14 protein-coding genes are annotated in these 16339 nt (G+C 66.5%); 8 read left to right on the top strand and 6 right to left on the bottom strand.

Features of this window, described 5'->3' with window-relative positions; genetic code table 11:
* From GSQ95_RS12760 to GSQ95_RS12735, 6 genes are all read right to left on the bottom strand, one after another.
* The gene (locus GSQ95_RS12760; protein ID WP_158895567.1) at positions 1–417 is read right to left on the bottom strand and encodes a RidA family protein; all 417 of its coding nucleotides are present in this window, start codon (positions 415–417) and stop codon (positions 1–3) included.
* 28 nt (positions 418–445) lie between these two features.
* A complete protein-coding gene (locus tag GSQ95_RS12755; RefSeq protein ID WP_158895569.1) occupies positions 446–1738 on the bottom strand; it encodes an NAD(P)/FAD-dependent oxidoreductase in 1293 nt (430 codons plus the stop codon).
* 80 nt (positions 1739–1818) lie between these two features.
* On the bottom strand, positions 1819–2550 hold the full coding sequence (locus GSQ95_RS12750; RefSeq protein ID WP_158895571.1) for a class II aldolase and adducin N-terminal domain-containing protein: 732 nt from the start codon (positions 2548–2550) through the stop codon (positions 1819–1821).
* Between the two features lie 19 nt (positions 2551–2569).
* Positions 2570–3409, bottom strand: a complete 840-nt coding sequence (locus tag GSQ95_RS12745; RefSeq protein WP_158895573.1) for an ABC transporter substrate-binding protein — start codon at positions 3407–3409, stop codon at positions 2570–2572.
* Positions 3410–3437: 28 nt separating this feature from the next.
* Entirely contained in the window at positions 3438–4310 is an 873-nt protein-coding gene (locus tag GSQ95_RS12740) for a phytanoyl-CoA dioxygenase family protein (RefSeq protein WP_158895575.1), read from the bottom strand.
* A gap of 28 nt (positions 4311–4338) precedes the next feature.
* Positions 4339–5859 carry an amino acid ABC transporter permease/ATP-binding protein gene (locus GSQ95_RS12735; protein WP_158895577.1) on the bottom strand — a complete coding sequence of 507 codons (1521 nt, stop codon included), beginning with the start codon at positions 5857–5859 and terminating at the stop codon, positions 4339–4341.
* A 379-nt stretch (positions 5860–6238) separates the two neighbouring features.
* Between GSQ95_RS12735 and GSQ95_RS12730 the strand changes: the two genes are divergently transcribed.
* The 8 genes from GSQ95_RS12730 to GSQ95_RS12695 form a co-directional block, all read left to right on the top strand.
* Positions 6239–7168 carry a LysR family transcriptional regulator gene (locus GSQ95_RS12730; RefSeq protein WP_158895579.1) on the top strand — a complete coding sequence of 310 codons (930 nt, stop codon included), beginning with the start codon at positions 6239–6241 and terminating at the stop codon, positions 7166–7168.
* Between the two features lie 129 nt (positions 7169–7297).
* A complete protein-coding gene (locus GSQ95_RS12725; RefSeq protein ID WP_158895581.1) occupies positions 7298–7810 on the top strand; it encodes a sigma-70 family RNA polymerase sigma factor in 513 nt (170 codons plus the stop codon).
* Positions 7807–8751 carry a FecR domain-containing protein gene (locus tag GSQ95_RS12720; protein WP_372240089.1) on the top strand — a complete coding sequence of 315 codons (945 nt, stop codon included), beginning with the start codon at positions 7807–7809 and terminating at the stop codon, positions 8749–8751. Before GSQ95_RS12725 ends, GSQ95_RS12720 begins: the two co-directional genes overlap by 4 nt.
* Positions 8752–8820: 69 nt before the next feature.
* Complete coding sequence (locus GSQ95_RS12715) at positions 8821–11217, top strand: TonB-dependent receptor (RefSeq protein WP_158895585.1); 2397 nt, start codon at positions 8821–8823, stop codon at positions 11215–11217.
* Positions 11218–11556: 339 nt separating this feature from the next.
* Positions 11557–12930, top strand: a complete 1374-nt coding sequence (locus GSQ95_RS12710) for a diaminobutyrate--2-oxoglutarate transaminase (RefSeq protein ID WP_158895587.1) — start codon at positions 11557–11559, stop codon at positions 12928–12930.
* 70 nt (positions 12931–13000) lie between these two features.
* Positions 13001–14773 carry an IucA/IucC family siderophore biosynthesis protein gene (locus GSQ95_RS12705; RefSeq protein ID WP_158895589.1) on the top strand — a complete coding sequence of 591 codons (1773 nt, stop codon included), beginning with the start codon at positions 13001–13003 and terminating at the stop codon, positions 14771–14773.
* Positions 14766–15974, top strand: coding sequence for a type III PLP-dependent enzyme (locus GSQ95_RS12700; protein ID WP_158895591.1), 1209 nt, complete (start codon positions 14766–14768; stop codon positions 15972–15974). Before GSQ95_RS12705 ends, GSQ95_RS12700 begins: the two co-directional genes overlap by 8 nt.
* Positions 15971–16339 (top strand): MFS transporter (locus GSQ95_RS12695; RefSeq protein ID WP_158973813.1); only part of this gene is annotated, 369 nt, incomplete at its 3' end. The genes GSQ95_RS12700 and GSQ95_RS12695, both read left to right, overlap by 4 nt.

The following is a 16339-nucleotide window of genomic DNA, read 5'->3' as shown; positions in this document are numbered from 1 at the left end:
TCAGTCGGGGATCACGGCGATGACGTCGATCTCCATCAGCCACTGGGGCTGGCCCAGGGCCGCGACCACCAGGCCGGTGGAGATGGGGAAGACGCCCTTGAGCCACTTGCCGACCTCCTGGTACACCGGCTCGCGATAGCGCGGATCGGTCAGGTAGGTGGTGGTCTTGACGATGTGGCTGAGGTCGCTGCCGGCTTCTTCCAGCAGTTGCTTGACGTTCTTCATCGCTTGCTCGGCCTGGGCCCGGGGATCGCCCAGCCCGACCAGGTTGCCCTCGAAGTCGGTGCCCACCTGGCCGCGTACATAGACGGTGTTGCCAGCTCGCACGGCCTGGCAGAGGTCGTTGTCCAGGGTCTGGTTGGGGTAGGTGTCCTTGGTGTTGAACATGCGGATACGGGTGTGGGTCGGGGTGGCCATGGGGGATCTCCGGGTCTCGATAAGGGCGTCAGGCGCTACGCGACTGCTGGGGGTGGGCGGTCGTCTCGATGCTGGGACGGTAGTCCTGGTAGCGGCGCTGGATGGCGATCTGGTCGGCCACGTGGCGGGCGTCGTGCCAGCAGCCCCAGATAAAGGCCGAGCCGCGACGACTGAGCCAGGGCAGCCCGACGAAATAGATGCCCGGCTCGGCGCCGACGCCGCGCTGGTGCCTGGGCTTGCCGTTGTCGGCAAAGGTATCCACCTGCAGCCAGCTGAAGTCGGTGGCATAGCCGGTGGCCCAGATCACCGCGCTGACGCCTGCAGCCCGCAGATCCAGTTCCTTGAGCGGTTCACGGATGCAGTCGGCGTCCGCCACCCGCTCGCGGGCAGCGGGCTCCTCGGGCAGATCCAGGCCGTGGCGGGCGGCATAGGCGTCGGCGGCGTCGAGCAGGGCCAGGTAGTTGGCGTCGCCGGCATCGAGATTCTGGTTGAGGTCCGGGCGAAAGCGCACCACCCCGTCGACGAAGCTGTCGGTGAGGCCCACCAGGGTCATGCCGGCCTGGGCCAAGCGGCGGAAGTCCACGGTATGGCCGCCGCGGGCGCCGCTCACGGCGATGGTCACGTGCTCGCGGCCTGGCTGCATGGTCTCGGTATCCCACAGGCCGAGCACGCCCAGCCACCAGCAGAAGTCGCGGCCGCGATAGGCCCGCGGCGGCCGGTCATGGGGGCCGACGGAGAGATAGACGCGCTTGCCGGCGCGCAGCAATTCCTCGGCGATCTGCACCCCGGAGGAGCCGGCGCCCACCACCAGCACCGCGCCCTCGGGCAGTTGCTGCGGATTGAAATAATGGGCGGAGTGGATCTGGTAGAGGCCCTCGTCCGTGGGTGCGATGGCCGGGATCACCGGCTTCTGGAAGGGACCGGTGGCCACCACCACGCGCTGGGCGTTCAGGCTGCCCGCCGAGGTTTCCACCAGAAAGCCCGCCTGGCCGGCCTGACGGGTCACCCGGGTGACGGCGACGCCGGTGCGGATGGGCGCGCCGATCTGCCGGGCATAGGTCTCGAAGTAGGCGGCGATCTCGTCCTTGCCGGGAAAGCCGTCCGGCGGCGTCTGGAATTCCAGCCCGGGGAAGCGGTCGTGCCAGGCCGGGCCGTTGGCCACCAGGGAATCCCAGCGACCGGTGCGCCAGGCTTCGGCGATGCGATTCTTTTCCAGCACCAGGTGCTCGATGCCGAGCCGTCCCAGGTGCTCGCTCATGGCGACGCCGGCTTGGCCAGCGCCTATCACCAGGGTGTCGATCGTGGTCGGTAACGTGGACATGAGGGTACCCTTCGGCCACGCGGCGGGGTGCGGCCGTCATCTAAGCAGTAGGAGGGCGGAGCGCGCAGGCTCCGCGGCGATCAATCCAGTACGGAAGGGTCCTGCTGGATCATCAGTTCTTTCATCTCGGCGAAGTGCTGCTCGGAGAAGTCGGTGATGCCTTCCCAGGCGCGGGCGGTCTTCTCGGCGACCTCGGCGGAGAGCACCTTGAGCGGCTGGCCGGTGGACCAGGCGGTGACCAGGATCTGGCAGGCGCGCTCCAGGGTCCAGATATCGTCGAAGGCCTGGCCGATGGTGGGGGCGATCACCATGACGCCGTGGTTGCCCATCAGCAGGCGCTGCTTGCCATCCAGCAACCCGGCCAGGCGCGCACCCTCGGCCTCGGTGTCGGCCATGCCGCCATAGAGTTCGTCCACCGCCAGGCGATTGAAGTAGCGCGCGGTGTTCTGGTCGATGGGCGGCACCTCGGGTTTGGCCAGGCAGGCCACCGCCGTGATGTAGACCGGGTGCAGGTGCAGCACCACCCGGGCTTCCGGCAGCCGGCGATGGATCTGCCCATGGATCGACCAGGCCGTCCGATCCACGTCGGGCCGTTCGGCGCCCTGCGGATCCTCCGCGTCGAGCAGCAGCAGATCACTGGCGCGGATGCGCGAGAAGTGCTTCCACTTGGGGTTGATCAGGAAGCGCTTGCCGTCGGCGGAGACGGCGGCGCTGAAGTGGTTGGCGACGGCTTCGTGCATGTCGAGGTGGGCGATGATGCGAAAGGTCGCCGCCAGATCGATGCGCAGCCGTTCCTCGGGAGAAAGTGCCATGGTCGTGCCTCCGGAAGGCTCAGGGCTTGGGCATCAGGGCGGCGATGTCCGCCTCGGTGGGCGCCTGGAAGTTGTACTTCTGCAGCAGGGCGGCGTACTCCGGGGTGGCGCTGTATTGCTTGAGCGCCTCCACCAGGGCGGTCTTGACCTGGTCATTGCCCTTCTTCACGCCAAAGCCGTTGAGCACCGGGTAGATCAGGCTGTCCGAGGAGATCACCACGCGATTGCCGAGCTTTTCCACCAGGCCGCGGGCCACGGCGGCGTCGGTGATCTGCGCTTCCACGGCCTTGGCCAGCAGCGCCTGGGTGGTCTGGGGATCGGTGCCGTATTCGCTCACGGCGATCGGCTTGAGGCCGTTCTTCACGCAATACTCGTCGGAGAGCTTGTGCAGTTGCTGCAGCCAGGAGGTGGCGCCCATGGAGCCGATCTTGTGGCCGCAGAAGTCTTCCGGCTTCTTGGGCTGATAGCTGCTGCCCTTGAGCGCGATGATCGACTCGCCGCTCTTCAGGTAGGGGATCATGTCGATCACCTTGAGGCGGTCCGCGGTGATGTACATCGAGGAGTTGGTGATGTCGAAGCGCCCGCCCTGCAGCCCGGTGATGAGGTTGGGAAAACGGGTGTCCAGCGTTTCCACGGAGCGCCCCATGAGCTTGCCCAGCCCCTCGACGAATTCGATGTCGAAGCCTGCCGGCTTGTTGTCCTGCACGTATTCGTAGGGGAAGAAGGTCAGGTCGGAACCGGCGACGAGTTTGCCCGGCTGCAGGAAGTCGGCCGAGGCCAGGCTGGAGACCAGCGCCAGGCCGGCGCCCAGTACGGCGGCGGAGAGGATTCGAATCGAGGCTTTGCTGAATCTTTGCATGACGAAGCTCCTTGAAGAGTAGGAAGGGTCAAACGGCAGCCTGGTCGAGCCCGGCCTGCTGGACGAAGAAGGACGCGCCGCGCGGTTTCTGCGGCAGCCGCACGCTGTTGGCCACGCTGCGCACCAGCCCGCTTTCCTGGCCGGCCACCAGCACCCCGGCGTGCTCGCTGGGCAGCGGATTCTCGCCGAAGGGCAGGGCGTCCTCGGCGGCATAGACGCTGATGAACAGGGTGCGCGGCAGCTCGGTCTGGTTGGGGCTGGAGGCATGCAGCAGGCGGGTGTGCATGAAGCACACCGAGCCGGCCGGGCCGAAGCAGGCCACGGGCTCGCCGCAGCGCTCGGCCACCACGTTGTCGTCGACCGCGCCGGTGAAACGGCCGTCCTGCCAGTGCGACCACAGCGGGCCCCGGTGGCTGCCGGGGATGACGGTGAGGGGACCGTTCTCCGGGGTCACCTCGCTCACCATCAGCAGCGCGGTGACCACGTCATCGTTGCTGTGGGGCGTGAAGAGGAAATCCTGGTGCCACTTCACCTGGGTGGCGGTGCGCGGCAGCTTCGAATTGATCTTGCTGTGGTGGAATCGCGTGCCGCTGCCACCGATGAGCTGAGCCGCGACCTGGGCCATCCGCGAGGTGAAGGCGACCTGGCGATAGGCCGCGGAGATCTCGGTGGGCGAACTGACCCGGCGCAGGGAGGGGTGATCGGGCCGGTGATCCAGTTCGACGTCGAAGCGGGCACGGCCGTCCTGGGTCTCGCCCCAGGCCTCGGCGTGGCTGCGACTGTCTTCGACCCAGCGCTCGAAATCGGCCTGCAGGGTGGCGATTTCCTCGGCCGTCAGCAGGTTCTCGACCACCAGGTAGCCGTCGCGATGAAACTGGTCCAGTTGCGCTTGCTCGATCATAGGGGTTCTCCAGAAGCCAAGGGTGGGGTCAAGCCAGGGACACGTCCTTGAGGAAAGCCTCGACGCGGGGATGCTGGCCGTTGCGCAGTACCTGGGGCGCGTCGTCGCAGACCACGCGGCCCTTTTCCATGAACACGATGCGGTCCGAGACCTTGAAGGCGAAGTTCATCTCGTGGGTGACGATCACCATGGTGATGCCCTCCTGGGCCAGGGCCTCGATCACCTGCAGCACCTCGTTGACCTTTTCCGGATCCAGCGCCGAGGTGGGCTCGTCGAACAGCATGATCTGGGGTCGCATCATCAGCGCCCGGGCGATGGCCACGCGCTGCTGCTGGCCGCCGGACAGCTGGTGCGGATACTTCCAGGTGTGATCGAGCATCCCGACCTTGTGCAGCAGCGCATAGGCCTGCTGCCTGAGCGCCGCGGGGGTATCCAGGCGGTGATAGCGCGGCGCGAGCAGCAGGTTGTCCAGCACCGTGAGGTGGGGGAAGAGGTTGAAGCTCTGGAACACCATGCCGATGTCCAGGCGATGCTCGCTGTGCTCGATGAAGCGCGGCTTCTGGGCGCCGTCCTTGTGCAGGTGGATGAAGGGCTGGTCGTTGATGCGGATCTCGCCGTTGTCCAGTTGCTCCAGGCCGTTGAGCAGGCGGATCAGGGTGGTCTTGCCCGAGCCGGACGGGCCGATCACCGAGACCACCTCGCCGGGCTGGACGCGCAGGTTGACCGAACCCAGCACCTCGACGTCGTTGTAGGCCTTGTGCAGGCGCGCTGCCTGCAGCGCGGGAGTGCTGGCGTCCCACTGCGGCTTGGCGCTGGCGGTCGACGCCTGGGTGGCCAGGGCCAGCACCTGTTCATCGGGGGTCCGCACCACCTTGCGCTGGGTGACGTCGAGGTAGCGCTCCAGGCGTTTGAGCAGGAAGTCGAACAGGGTGACGATCAGCACGTAGTAGAAGGCCACCGCCACCATGGTCTCCATGACCAGGAAATTCTGCGAATAGAGCCGCTGGCCGACCATCAGGATCTCGGTGAGGGAGATCACCGACACCAGGGAGCTGAGCTTGACGATGGAGATGTATTCGTTGGCCAGCGACGGCAGGGCCACGCGCAGGGCCTGGGGAATGACGATGCGCCACTGGGTGCCGAGAAAGCGCAGCCCGAGTGCCCGCGCCGCCTCACCCTGGCCCTTGGGAATCGACAGCAGGCCACCGCGGTGGATCTCGGCGACATAGGCCGTCTCGCTGATGACCAGGCCGATCAGGCCGGCCCAGAAGGGATCGGCCAGCACCACCGAGGTGCCCGGCAGCGCCTGCGGCAGGTTGTAGATGAAGATCAGCAGCACCAGCAGCGGCACGCTGCGAAAGAACCAGATGTAGGCACGGGCCGGCAGGTTGAGCGCGGGATGCCGGGACTGCTTGGCCAGGGCGATGAAGAAGCCCAGGGCGATGCTGATGACCCAGGTGAGGGTACTGAGTTTGATGACGGTCCAGGTTGCCAGCCAGAATTGAGTGTCGCCGATAAGGCCGAACATGTAGTTCCAGTCGAAAGTCATCGTTAAAACCTGTCGCCATTCATTGGAAGGACAGGCCCGAAGAGGGCTGTCCGGTCGCTGCAATTACAGAATTGGCAATCGGCGGACTTATCGTCAATTAACAAATTACGGGCCTCTGTATAGGACTTTGCTATACAGAGGCAGCGGCTCCTTGAGGCTTTTCCCCCTATGCCCTTATAAGGGGCAAAGTGCCGCCATAAAAGGCCATAGTGCAGGATTTTGGTGCATCAGCGCGGCAGGGATACAACGAAGATCCGCTGGATATTCAAGGGTTTGATAGGAGTGGGCGGCGGCCGCAAGCGGCCTGGCATAGCTTTCGCTTCGAGAGTAAAGGCTATGCAGAGGCGAGTTCTGTACAGTTTTTCTCTATAGGTAATCCGTGACCCACTTTACGCTCAGGCAACTTCGTTATTTCGTCGCGGTGGTCGAGGAAGACAGCATCGTCGAGGCGGCGCGACAACTGCACATATCCCAGCCGTCGATTTCCGTCGCCATCAAGAATCTCGAAGAAAGTTTCGAGCAGAAGTTGTTTATCCGCCATCACGCCCAGGGCGTTTCCCTGACCGCCAGCGGGCGCCGACTCTACGAAAAGGCCAAGGAACTGTTGCGGCTGTCCCACGAGCTGGAACAGAACGCCAAGGCGGAAAACGAGATGGTCTCGGGGACCGTGGCCATCGGCTGTTTCGAATCCGCGGCGCCGCTCTACCTGCCCAAGCTGGTCGCCGGCTTCAAGCGGCTCTATCCGGAAATCACCATCCAGCTGCACGACGGCGAGCAGCACGAACTCATGCACGGCGTGCACCGGGGACGCTTCGACCTGGTGTTTCTCTACGATCTGGAGCTGGGCGATTCCATCACCAAGGAAAAGCTCAATGCGCCGCACAAGCCCTATGCCCTGTTGCCCATTGCCCACCCCCTGGCGGGCAAGAAGGCGGTGACGCTCAAGGAGCTGAGTCGCGAGCCCATGATCCTGCTGGACGTGGTGCCCAGCCGTAACTACTTCATCGACATCTTCAAGGAGAAGGGCTACCACCCCACGGTGGCCTACAGCTCCCCCTCCATCGAGATGGTGCGCTGCATGGTGGGGCAGGGGCTGGGCTTTTCCGTGCTGGTCACCCGGCCGACCACCGACCTGACCTACGACGGCAAGCGCCTGGCCCAGGTCAACATCCACGACGACATGCCGGCCTCGACCTTCATCATGGCCTACCTGCGCAACAACGAGCCGACCAAGGCGACGCGGCTGTTTATGGACTATTGCCGGAGTGTCGATCTGTCGCCGGTGCCGGCGGAAAGCCCGGCGGGCTGAACTCCGTGCTGGCAGTTACCCATCTTCCGGGCGAAAGGGCAGGGATAGACGGCTCCGGGCTGGTCGCCGATGCGTGATGTAAAGTAGAATCAATATCATCTAAGCATCATCGAGCAGGCAGCACCCGTCATGAGTGATATGGCTCTCGCATCCTCACGCCATCTTCATCGGCTCTATTGCGACCACAGCGGCTGGCTACAGGCCTGGTTGCGGCGGCGACTGGGCAGCGAATGGGATGCGGCCGATCTCAGCCAGGAGGCCTTTCTGCGGCTGGTGCGCAACCCCGAGGTGCTGGGCGAACTGCAGGAGCCGCGGGCGTACCTGGTGACCATCGGCAAGCGCCTGCTGATCAATTTCCAGCGTCGGCGCAGCCTGGAGCAGGCTTATCTCGACGCCCTGGCCGAGCTGCCCGAGGCCTGCGCGCCATCGCCCGAGCAACGCTGGGTCCTGCTGGAAACCCTGCAGGCCCTCGATGAGCTGCTCGACGGCCTGCCCGCCAAGGTGCGCCATGCGTTCCTGCTCAGCCAGCTCGAAGACCTCACCTACCGCGAGATCGCCGAGCGCTTGCAGGTCTCCGAGCGCACCATCAAGAGATACATGGCGCAGGCCTATGAACATTGCCTGCTGGCGGAGCTGTGCTGAACGGCGCCCAGGACCGGCGGCGGACCGCGATCCGCGAGGCCGCGGGCTGGCTGGCGTTGCTGGAATCCGGTGCGGCTGGCGAGCGCGAACACCAGCAGCTGCAGGCCTGGCGCCAGGCCCATGCCGAGCACGAGCGCGCCTGGCAGGCGGCCTTGGCGCTGCAGCAACGCTTCGCCGCGGTGCCGTCGCGCCTGGCCATGGCCAGTCTGCAACCGGCCGATCGCGGCCGACGTACCGCCCTGCGGCAGTTGCTGGGCCTGGCGGTGGTGGTACCGACGGGGTGGTGGCTGACCCAGGAAGTGCCGCTGGACGCCTGGACCGCCGATCTCAGCACCGCCACCGGCGAACGCCGCAGCCTTACCCTGGCGGATGGCAGCCTGCTGCAACTCAATACCGCGACCGCCGTGGACCTGGATCAGACCCGGCGACGCCTGACCCTGGTTCGCGGCGAGCTCTCGCTGCGCGTACCCGGTACCCAGGCGCTGAGGCTGGATACCCGCTTCGGGACCCTGATGGTGGAGCAGGCCGAGGTCTGCGTGCAGCAGGACGATGAAGGATGCGACGTGCGCGTGGTCAGCGGTAGCGTGGGGGTGCGACCGCTGAGCGGGCCGGGGCTGGAACTGGGCAAGGGCCAGCAGTTGCGCCTGAGTACCCTGGGGATCGGTGCCATAGAGCCGTTTTCCGCGACGCTGCTGAGCTGGCGCCAGGGCGTGCTGATCGCCCAGGACCAGCCACTGGGCGAATTCCTGCAGCAATTCAGTCGCTATCGTCCTGGCCTGCTGCGCTGGGATCCCGCGGTGGCCGACCTCAGGGTCACCGGCAGCTTTCAGCTCGCTGATACCGACCGGGTACTGGCGCTGCTGGCGGCGACGCTGCCGGTGGAGTTGCACTGGCGTACCCGCTTCTGGGTGACCCTGAAACCTCGCGCGGTCGCCGCCTGAAAAAAGTCTGTCCCCTTTTCCGTACCTGTCGGTCATTAACGGCATAGGACAATCAAAGGAGGGGATTCGATGGTGGCGTTGGTATTGCGTCCGTTGCTGCGCACGGGCTTGCTGGTGGCGTTGAGTGGTACTCCCTGGTGGGCGGGTTCCGCCTGGGCCCAGGAGGCCGCCCGCCGGCATTACGAGATTCCCGCCGGCAATCTCGCCCAGACGCTGACGCGCTTCGCCGCGGAGTCCGGCGTCAATCTGGCGGTGGATCCGGGACTGGTGGGCAAGCGCGACAGCGCTGGCCTCAACGGCGACTATGGCGTGGAGGAGGGCTTCAACCGCCTGCTCGCCGGCTCGGGGCTGCGGCTGCAACCGCTGGGGGAGCGCGACTTCACCCTGGCGCCAGCGCCGCAGGACAGCGGCGTCCAGGAGCTGGCCAGCACCTCCATCGTCGCCACCAGTCTGCAGGCGGATGACACGCCCTACGCCGGCGGCCAGGTCGCGCGGCAGGGCTCCCAGGGACTGCTGGGCAATCGCGACTTCATGGACACGCCCTTCAGCCAGACCTCCTACACCGCCCAGACCGTCCAGAATCTCCAGGCCCGCACCCTTACCGACCTGATCGCCAGTGATCCCTCGGTGCGCTCCACCAATCCGTCGGGTGGTCGCTTCGAGCAATTCACCATCCGCGGTTTCAGCCTGTTCAACAGCGACGTCGCCTACAACGGGCTCTATGGCGTGCTGCCGACCTATTCCATCGACATGGAGATGGCCGAACGGGTCGACATCCTCAAGGGGCCGAGCCAGCTGCTCAACGGCATCTCGCCTCGCGGCAGCGTCGGCGGGGGCATCAACGTGGTGCCCAAGCGTGCCACCGATCAGCCCATCACCGAAATCACCGGCAGCTATGCCTCCGACAGCCAGGTGGGCGGCGCCGTGGACATCGGCCGTCGCTTCGGCGCGGACAATCGCTTCGGGATGCGCTTCGACGGCGTCAAGCAATCCGGCGACACCACCTGGGATCACCAGCATGTCGACCGGCAGATGGGCGTGCTCGGTCTGGACTATCGCGTGGAACGCCTGCGCCTGGGCCTCGATCTCGGCCACACCGAGCGCGACACCGATGCGCCCCAGGAGCGGGTGCTGGTCGGCGCCAATGCCCGGGTGCCCGATGCCGACGACGTGCGCCACAACTATGCCCAGCGCTGGACCCGGGCCCAGACCAAGGACACCTTCGGTGCCCTGCGTGGCGAATTCGACGTCGACGATTCGCTGATGGTCTACGGCGCCGTGGGCGCGCGCCGCAGCGATCACGATTTCCTCCGCCACAATGTGTCCCTCACCAACGACGCCGGCGATTTCACCGTCCAGCCGCGCGACTTCACCCGCGACGAAAACGTCCGCACCGCCAACCTGGGCGCGCGCAAATGGCTGCAGACCGGGCCGGTCAGCCACGAGCTCAATGTCAGTGCCGACTACTTCTACATGGACTTCGAGAACGGTGGCGGGCGCTACGCCAGCGGGGCGAGCAACCTCTATGCGCCCCGCGACCTGCCCGCGCCGGGCGTGCGCACCCGGTCCGATGCCAAGGACTACACCGAGAACCGCTTCAGTGGCGTGGCCCTGGCCGACACCCTGGGCTTTTTCGACGACCGCCTGCTGGTCACCCTCGGCGCCCGCTGGCAGCGGGTCAAGGTGGACGACTGGTCCGATGGGGTGAAGCAAACCACCGCCTACGACGAGGAAAAGGTCTCGCCCTCGGCGGGGGTGCTGTTCAAGGCCACCGAGCGCCTGTCGCTCTATGCCAACTACATGGAAGGTCTCAGCCAGGGCAAGATCGCGCCGTCCACCGCGCTGAACGAGGACGAGATCTTCCCGCCCTTCATCAGCCGCCAGGCGGAGGTGGGCGCCAAGTACGACTTCGGTGCCGTGGCCGTGACCGCGAGTGCCTTCCGCATCAAGCAGCCAGCCTATGAGACCAACGCCGCCAGCCGTACCTTCGGTCCCAACGGCAAGCGGGTTAATGACGGAGCGGAGCTAAGCGTGTTCGGCGAGCCGCTGGCCGGCTTCCGCGTGCTGGGCGGCCTGATGTACATCGACAGCGAACTCAAGGACACCGTGGGCGGCACCTTCGACGGCAATCGCGCCCCGGCCACGCCCAGGCTCAATGCCAACCTCGGCGCCGAACTGGACATCCCGGCGGTGCCCGGCCTGACCCTGACCGGACGGGGGATCTACACCAGCTCCCAGTATCTGGACCAGGCCAACAGCAAGGAAATCGACGCCTGGCATCGCTTCGACGTGGGCGCGCGCTACGCCTTCAAGGTCGACGCCACCCGCGTGACCCTGAGGGCCTCGGTGGAGAACGTGATGAACGAGCGCTACTGGGCCTCCGCCGGCGCGTCCGACGACAGCGAACCCGGCCTGACGATCTCCACGCCGCGGACCTTCGTCTTCTCCACCACCCTGGCGTTCTGACGCCGCCGGAGCCCGCTGCCGCGCAAGGCTGGTGCAGTCCTGCGCGGCGGCACATTTATGAGCAGTTAATTAACGGAATAGCCTTGCTGCATTATTCGATTGAAATTCGTTGTTCATCGACAGGAGTGCCCTGCGGATATAGCTGAAACAAGATCCTTATCAGGCTTATCGCCGAGCTATTTCAATAACGGACTGTAGTGAATTCGGGTTTTTTATCGTCCGCAGATTGGCCAAAGTTGGGCGAGTTCAAAGACTGGGCTATTTACCGGAATAGCGGTTGAAAGATGAGAATGAAACTGATTATCGTTACCGAAGATAAACGTCCCGAGGTCTGACGCCATGCTTCAACCATCCCTCAGTCGCGATACCGCAGTAGCCGACAACGCCTTCTTTCTCGCTCGCCAGGCGCGCTTCGAATCAAATGTCCGCAGCTATCCGCGCAAGCTGCCGCTGGCCATCGCCAAGGCCGCTGGTGTCTGGGTGACCGACGTCGAAGGCCAGACCTACCTGGATTGCCTGGCCGGGGCCGGCACCCTGGCCCTTGGGCACAACCATCCGGCGGTCACCGCAGCCATCACCGATTTTCTCGGCAGCGGTCTGCCCATGCATAGCCTGGACCTCACCACGCCGCTCAAGGACGCCTTCAGCGAGCGCCTGCTGGGCCTGCTGCCGGGTCGGGCGGAAGACTACTGCCTGCAATTCTGCGGGCCGTCCGGCGCCGATGCGGTGGAAGCGGCGCTGAAGCTGGCCAAGAAGGTCACCGGACGCAGCAACGTGGTGGCCTTCTCCGGCGGCTACCACGGCATGACCCACGGCGCCCTGGCCGTGACCGGCAATCTCGCGCCCAAGCAGGGCGTGGCGGGGTTGATGCCCGGGGTGCAATTCCTGCCCTATCCCCATGAGTACCGCTGCCCGCTGGGCCTGGGAGGCGAGCAGGGCGCCGCGGCCCTGGCGCGCTATCTGGAGCGGTTCTTCGGCGATGTGGAGAGCGGCGTCTGTCGGCCGGCGGCGGTGATCGTCGAGGCGGTCCAGGGGGAGGGCGGCGTCAACCCGGCATCGGCGGCCTGGCTGCGGACCCTGCGCCAGGTCACCCGGGCGCACGGCATCCTGCTCATCGTCGACGAGGTCCAGACCGGCTTCGGTCGTACCGGCGAGCTATTCGCCTGCCAGCATGCCGGCATCGAGCCCGACATCCTGGTGCTGTCCAAGGCCGTGGGCGGTGGCCTGCCGCTGGCCCTGCTGGCGATTCGCCGCGAATTCGACGCCTGGGAGCCCGGTGGCCATACCGGGACCTTCCGCGGCAACCAGCTGGCGATGGCCACGGGGCTGGCCACCCTGGAGGTCATCGAGCGCGAAGGCCTGGTCAGCCATGCCGCCCAGCTCGGTGGCTGGCTCAAGCGGCATCTGGAGCGGCTGCGCGAACGTTTCCCCGCCATCGGCAATGTCCGTGGCCTCGGCCTGATGCTGGGCCTGGAGATCGTCGCTGCGGGTGGCGAAGCGGATTCGCTCGGCAGCCTGCCCGCCGATCCCGCCCTGGCGGCGGCCATCCAGCGCCACTGTTTCGCCCAGGGGCTGCTGCTGGAGCGCGGCGGCCGCGACGGCAACGTGGTGCGCCTGCTGCCCCCGCTGATCCTGCAGGAAAGCCACTGCCTGGTGCTGCTCGAACGCCTGGAGGCGGCCCTCGTGGCGGCGCTGGCCGAGCCCCGTGGCTGAGCGCAAGGCACCACCCGAGTGCCGTGACACCGGATCGCTCCCCGCGACGCCCAACCTTCTGGACACTGCCATGACTTCTTTCGAATCCACGCTGCTTTCCCGCATCGTCAGCGAGCTGGCGTCTTCCCATGCCCTGATGAATTGCCTCATCAAGGAATTCGCGCTGCCGGAAAAGTGCCTGACTTATAACTGGCCGGAAGATCGGCGCGGTATAGCGCCGGCCAATCATCTGAGTTGGTTGCAAGACGGCGGCGTCCCCTTGCTGATCAACTTTCCTGGAGACCGCCAGTTCTTTCTGGTCGTCGATCGACAGGATGAACTCGGCAGTCAGCGTTATCTATCCGATATCTATGTAAGACGCGGGGACCAGCCCTGGTATTGCCCGGACTTTCCCGCCTTCATCGATTATCTGCTGGAGGCCTGCGAAGAACTCGCCGGCGCCCACAATGGCGAGTTGCTGCAGCAGGTCCTGCAGAGCCAGCGCCTGACCGCGGCCATCGTCGACCACGTGCAGGTCACGCGACATCTCGCTCCGCTCAGCGACTACCTGGCCAGCGAGCAGGGCCTCTGGTTCGGCCATCCCAATCACCCGGCGCCCAAGGCGCGGCGCTGGCCGGAGCCTCTGCCGGCCGAGGCCTATGCACCGGAGTTGCACACCAGCACCCCCATGCACGTGCTGGAGGTACCGCGCGCCGGGTTGCAGGTGGCTGGCAACGGCCTGAGCGATGCCCAGGTGCTGCAAGGCTTTGTGGACCAGGCGCAGGCCGCTCCGGAGCGGGCGCGGATCGTGCTGCACCCGGTCCAGGCGCAGCTGTTCCTGGGCGATCCGCGGGTCCAGGCGGTGGTCAGCCAGGGGCTGATCCATGACCTCGGGCCCAGCGGCGCCCTGGCCAGTCCCACTGCCTCCATGCGCACCTGGTACCGCGCGGGCCATACCTTTTTCGTCAAGGGCTCGCTGAATGTGCGCATCACCAATTGCGTGCGCAAGAACGCCTGGTACGAACTGCAGAGCAGCCTGATCGTCGATCGCCTCATGCAGCGTCTGCAGGGGCGGGTGGCGGGTCTGGACATGGTGCGCGAGCCGGGGGCCCTGAGCTGGGCACCGCCGGCGGCGAGTGCCGAGGACGAGCGCTGGTTCCGCGAGCAGACCGGCGCCATCCTGCGCGAGAATTTTTGCCTGGAGCATGGCGCCGACTGCTGCCTGCTGGCCGGCACCCTGTTTGCCCGCGACACCCGCCTGCAGCCGTTGCTGCAGGACTTCCTCAGCCGCTGCGGCGGTCGGGAACCCAGCGATCAGGCGCGGCTGGCCTGGTTCCAGGATTACCAGCGGCTGTTGCTGGGGCCGGTGCTGCGACTGTTCTTCGAGCACGGCGTGGTGCTGGAGCCGCACCTGCAGAATTGCGTGCTGGTGCATGACAATGGCCGGCCCGTCCGGCTGCTGCTGCGCGACTTCGAAGGCATCAAGCTGACCGATTCCCTGGGCGCCGAGGCCCTGGACGCCCACGTCCATCCCCGGGTGCGGCAGTCGTTGCTCTACAGCCGCGACCAGGGCTGGCGGCGCATCGCCTACTGCCTGTTCGTCAATAACCTCGCCGAGGCGGTGCTGGCGCTGAGCTGGGAGCGTCCGCACCTGGCGCCGCGTCTGTGGCGGCAGGTGGAAGCCGAGTTGATCGCCATCCGCCGGGATCTGCAACGCGCCGCGCCCGAGCTGGATGCGTTGATCGCCGGCCAGCCGATTCCCTGCAAGACCAATCTCAAGGTGCGCCTCGCCGCCCAGGCCGATCGCCAGGCCGGTTATGTGCAGTTGCCTTGCCCCTGGGGCGCGGAGGTGCGTCATGGGTGAGCTACCGGCCATGGTCCGCGCCGCCCTGCGGGAGGCCCAGGCGCAGTCCAGCGATCCCCTGGCGGCCTTCGTCTACGACCTCGATGCCCTGCGGCGGCACGTCGCCGCGCTGATGGCCGAATTGCCGCCGGGCGTGGAGCTGTACTACGCCATCAAGGCCAACAGCGAGGCGCCGATCCTGGCGGCCCTGGCGCCGCTGGTGCACGGCTTCGAGATCTCCTCCGGTGGCGAGATCGATCGCCTCGCCGCCTGCCCGCAGCGCAAGCCGTTCATCTTCTCCGGTCCGGGCAAGCTGGATTCCGACCTGCGCACCGCCCTGAGCGCCGGGGTCGAAGCCATCCACCTGGAGAGCCTCGGCGAGATCCAGCGCCTGCAACGCCTGGCCCGCTTCCTGGGGCGGCTACAGCCGGTGTACATCCGCATCAACCCACAATTGCCGGCCGGGCTGACCAGTACCCTGGCCATGGCCGGTACGGCGACGCCCTTCGGCTTCGACGAGGCCGACCTGCCCACCGCGGTGGCAGCGGTGGAGGCGGCCAGTCACCTGCAGCTGCAGGGTTTCCATGTGCATGCCCTGTCGCACCAGCACTCGGTCGAGCGCCATCTGCAATTGCTGGACTTCTACCTGGAACGCTGGCCGCACTGGCGCGGCCTGGCCCGGCGCCCGGAGAGCCTGGTGCGGCTCAACGTCGGGGGCGGTATCGGGGTGGATTACCGCGAAGGTCGGCGATTCGACTGGGCGCGGCTGTGCGGGCACCTGCGCGCTTGTCTGGCCGCCCAGGCGCAGCCGCCGCTGATCCGCTTCGAACCGGGCCGTTTCCTCGCGGCCTTCTGCGGCTACTACGCCATGGAGGTGCTGGATACCAAGACCAGCCACGGCCAGCACTTCCTGGTCTGCCGCGGCGGGACCCACCAGTTCCGCCTGCCGGTGGCCCAGGGGCACGATCACCCGGTGCTGCACCTGCCCCGCGAGGCGCGGGCGACCGCTACCGGAGGCAAGGCCTGGACGGTGGTGGGCCAGCTCTGTACTCCCAAGGACATCCTCAGCCGCGGCCAGCCGCTGGGTGAGGTACGGGTGGGCGACCTGCTGGTGCTGCCCCTGGCCGGCGCCTATGGCTACAACATCTCCCACGCGGACTTCCTCTGCCATCCGCGCCCACGGCAGCTGTTCCTCGACGGGAACGGGAGGGCCTCGGCGTGAGCGTGGCGATCCCGCGGGTCTGGGTGGCGGTGAACGTGCTGCTGGGCACGGTGACCGTCAGCCTGGCCAATACCGCGCTCAATCCGGCCCTGCCGGCCTTCATCGCCGCCTTCGACCTGGGTCCGCTGGCGGCCAGCTGGATCGTCGCCGGCTTCATGGTCGCCATGGGCATCACCATGCCGCTGACCGGTTTTCTGGCCGGGCGCCTCGGGCGGCGGCGGCTCTATCGCCTCGGGCTGCTGGCCTTCATCGCCGGCTCGGCGCTGGGCGCCCTGGCCGAGTCCATCGCCGGCGTGCTGCTGGCGCGCATAGTCCAGGGGGTGGCCAGCGGCCTGATGATTCCCCTGGCGCTGGGCATCATCTTC

The sequence above is a fragment of the Pseudomonas sp. BAV 4579 genome (genome assembly GCF_009765395.1).
GTDB lineage: Bacteria > Pseudomonadota > Gammaproteobacteria > Pseudomonadales > Pseudomonadaceae > Chryseomonas > Chryseomonas aestiva.
Note: the sequence above shows the minus strand (reverse complement) of the source record. Positions and strands in the feature narration are given on the sequence as shown.

Coding starts and splice junctions, on each gene's coding strand:
- GSQ95_RS12760 (WP_158895567.1), bottom strand. CDS start 417: ATGGCCACCCCGACCCACACCCGTATCCGCATGTTCAACACCAAGGAC.
- GSQ95_RS12755 (WP_158895569.1), bottom strand. CDS start 1,738: ATGTCCACGTTACCGACCACGATCGACACCCTGGTGATAGGCGCTGGC.
- GSQ95_RS12750 (WP_158895571.1), bottom strand. CDS start 2,550: ATGGCACTTTCTCCCGAGGAACGGCTGCGCATCGATCTGGCGGCGACC.
- GSQ95_RS12745 (WP_158895573.1), bottom strand. CDS start 3,409: ATGCAAAGATTCAGCAAAGCCTCGATTCGAATCCTCTCCGCCGCCGTA.
- GSQ95_RS12740 (WP_158895575.1), bottom strand. CDS start 4,310: ATGATCGAGCAAGCGCAACTGGACCAGTTTCATCGCGACGGCTACCTG.
- GSQ95_RS12735 (WP_158895577.1), bottom strand. CDS start 5,859: ATGACTTTCGACTGGAACTACATGTTCGGCCTTATCGGCGACACTCAA.
- GSQ95_RS12725 (WP_158895581.1), top strand. CDS start 7,298: ATGAGTGATATGGCTCTCGCATCCTCACGCCATCTTCATCGGCTCTAT.
- GSQ95_RS12715 (WP_158895585.1), top strand. CDS start 8,821: ATGGTGGCGTTGGTATTGCGTCCGTTGCTGCGCACGGGCTTGCTGGTG.
- GSQ95_RS12710 (WP_158895587.1), top strand. CDS start 11,557: ATGCTTCAACCATCCCTCAGTCGCGATACCGCAGTAGCCGACAACGCC.
- GSQ95_RS12705 (WP_158895589.1), top strand. CDS start 13,001: ATGACTTCTTTCGAATCCACGCTGCTTTCCCGCATCGTCAGCGAGCTG.
- GSQ95_RS12700 (WP_158895591.1), top strand. CDS start 14,766: ATGGGTGAGCTACCGGCCATGGTCCGCGCCGCCCTGCGGGAGGCCCAG.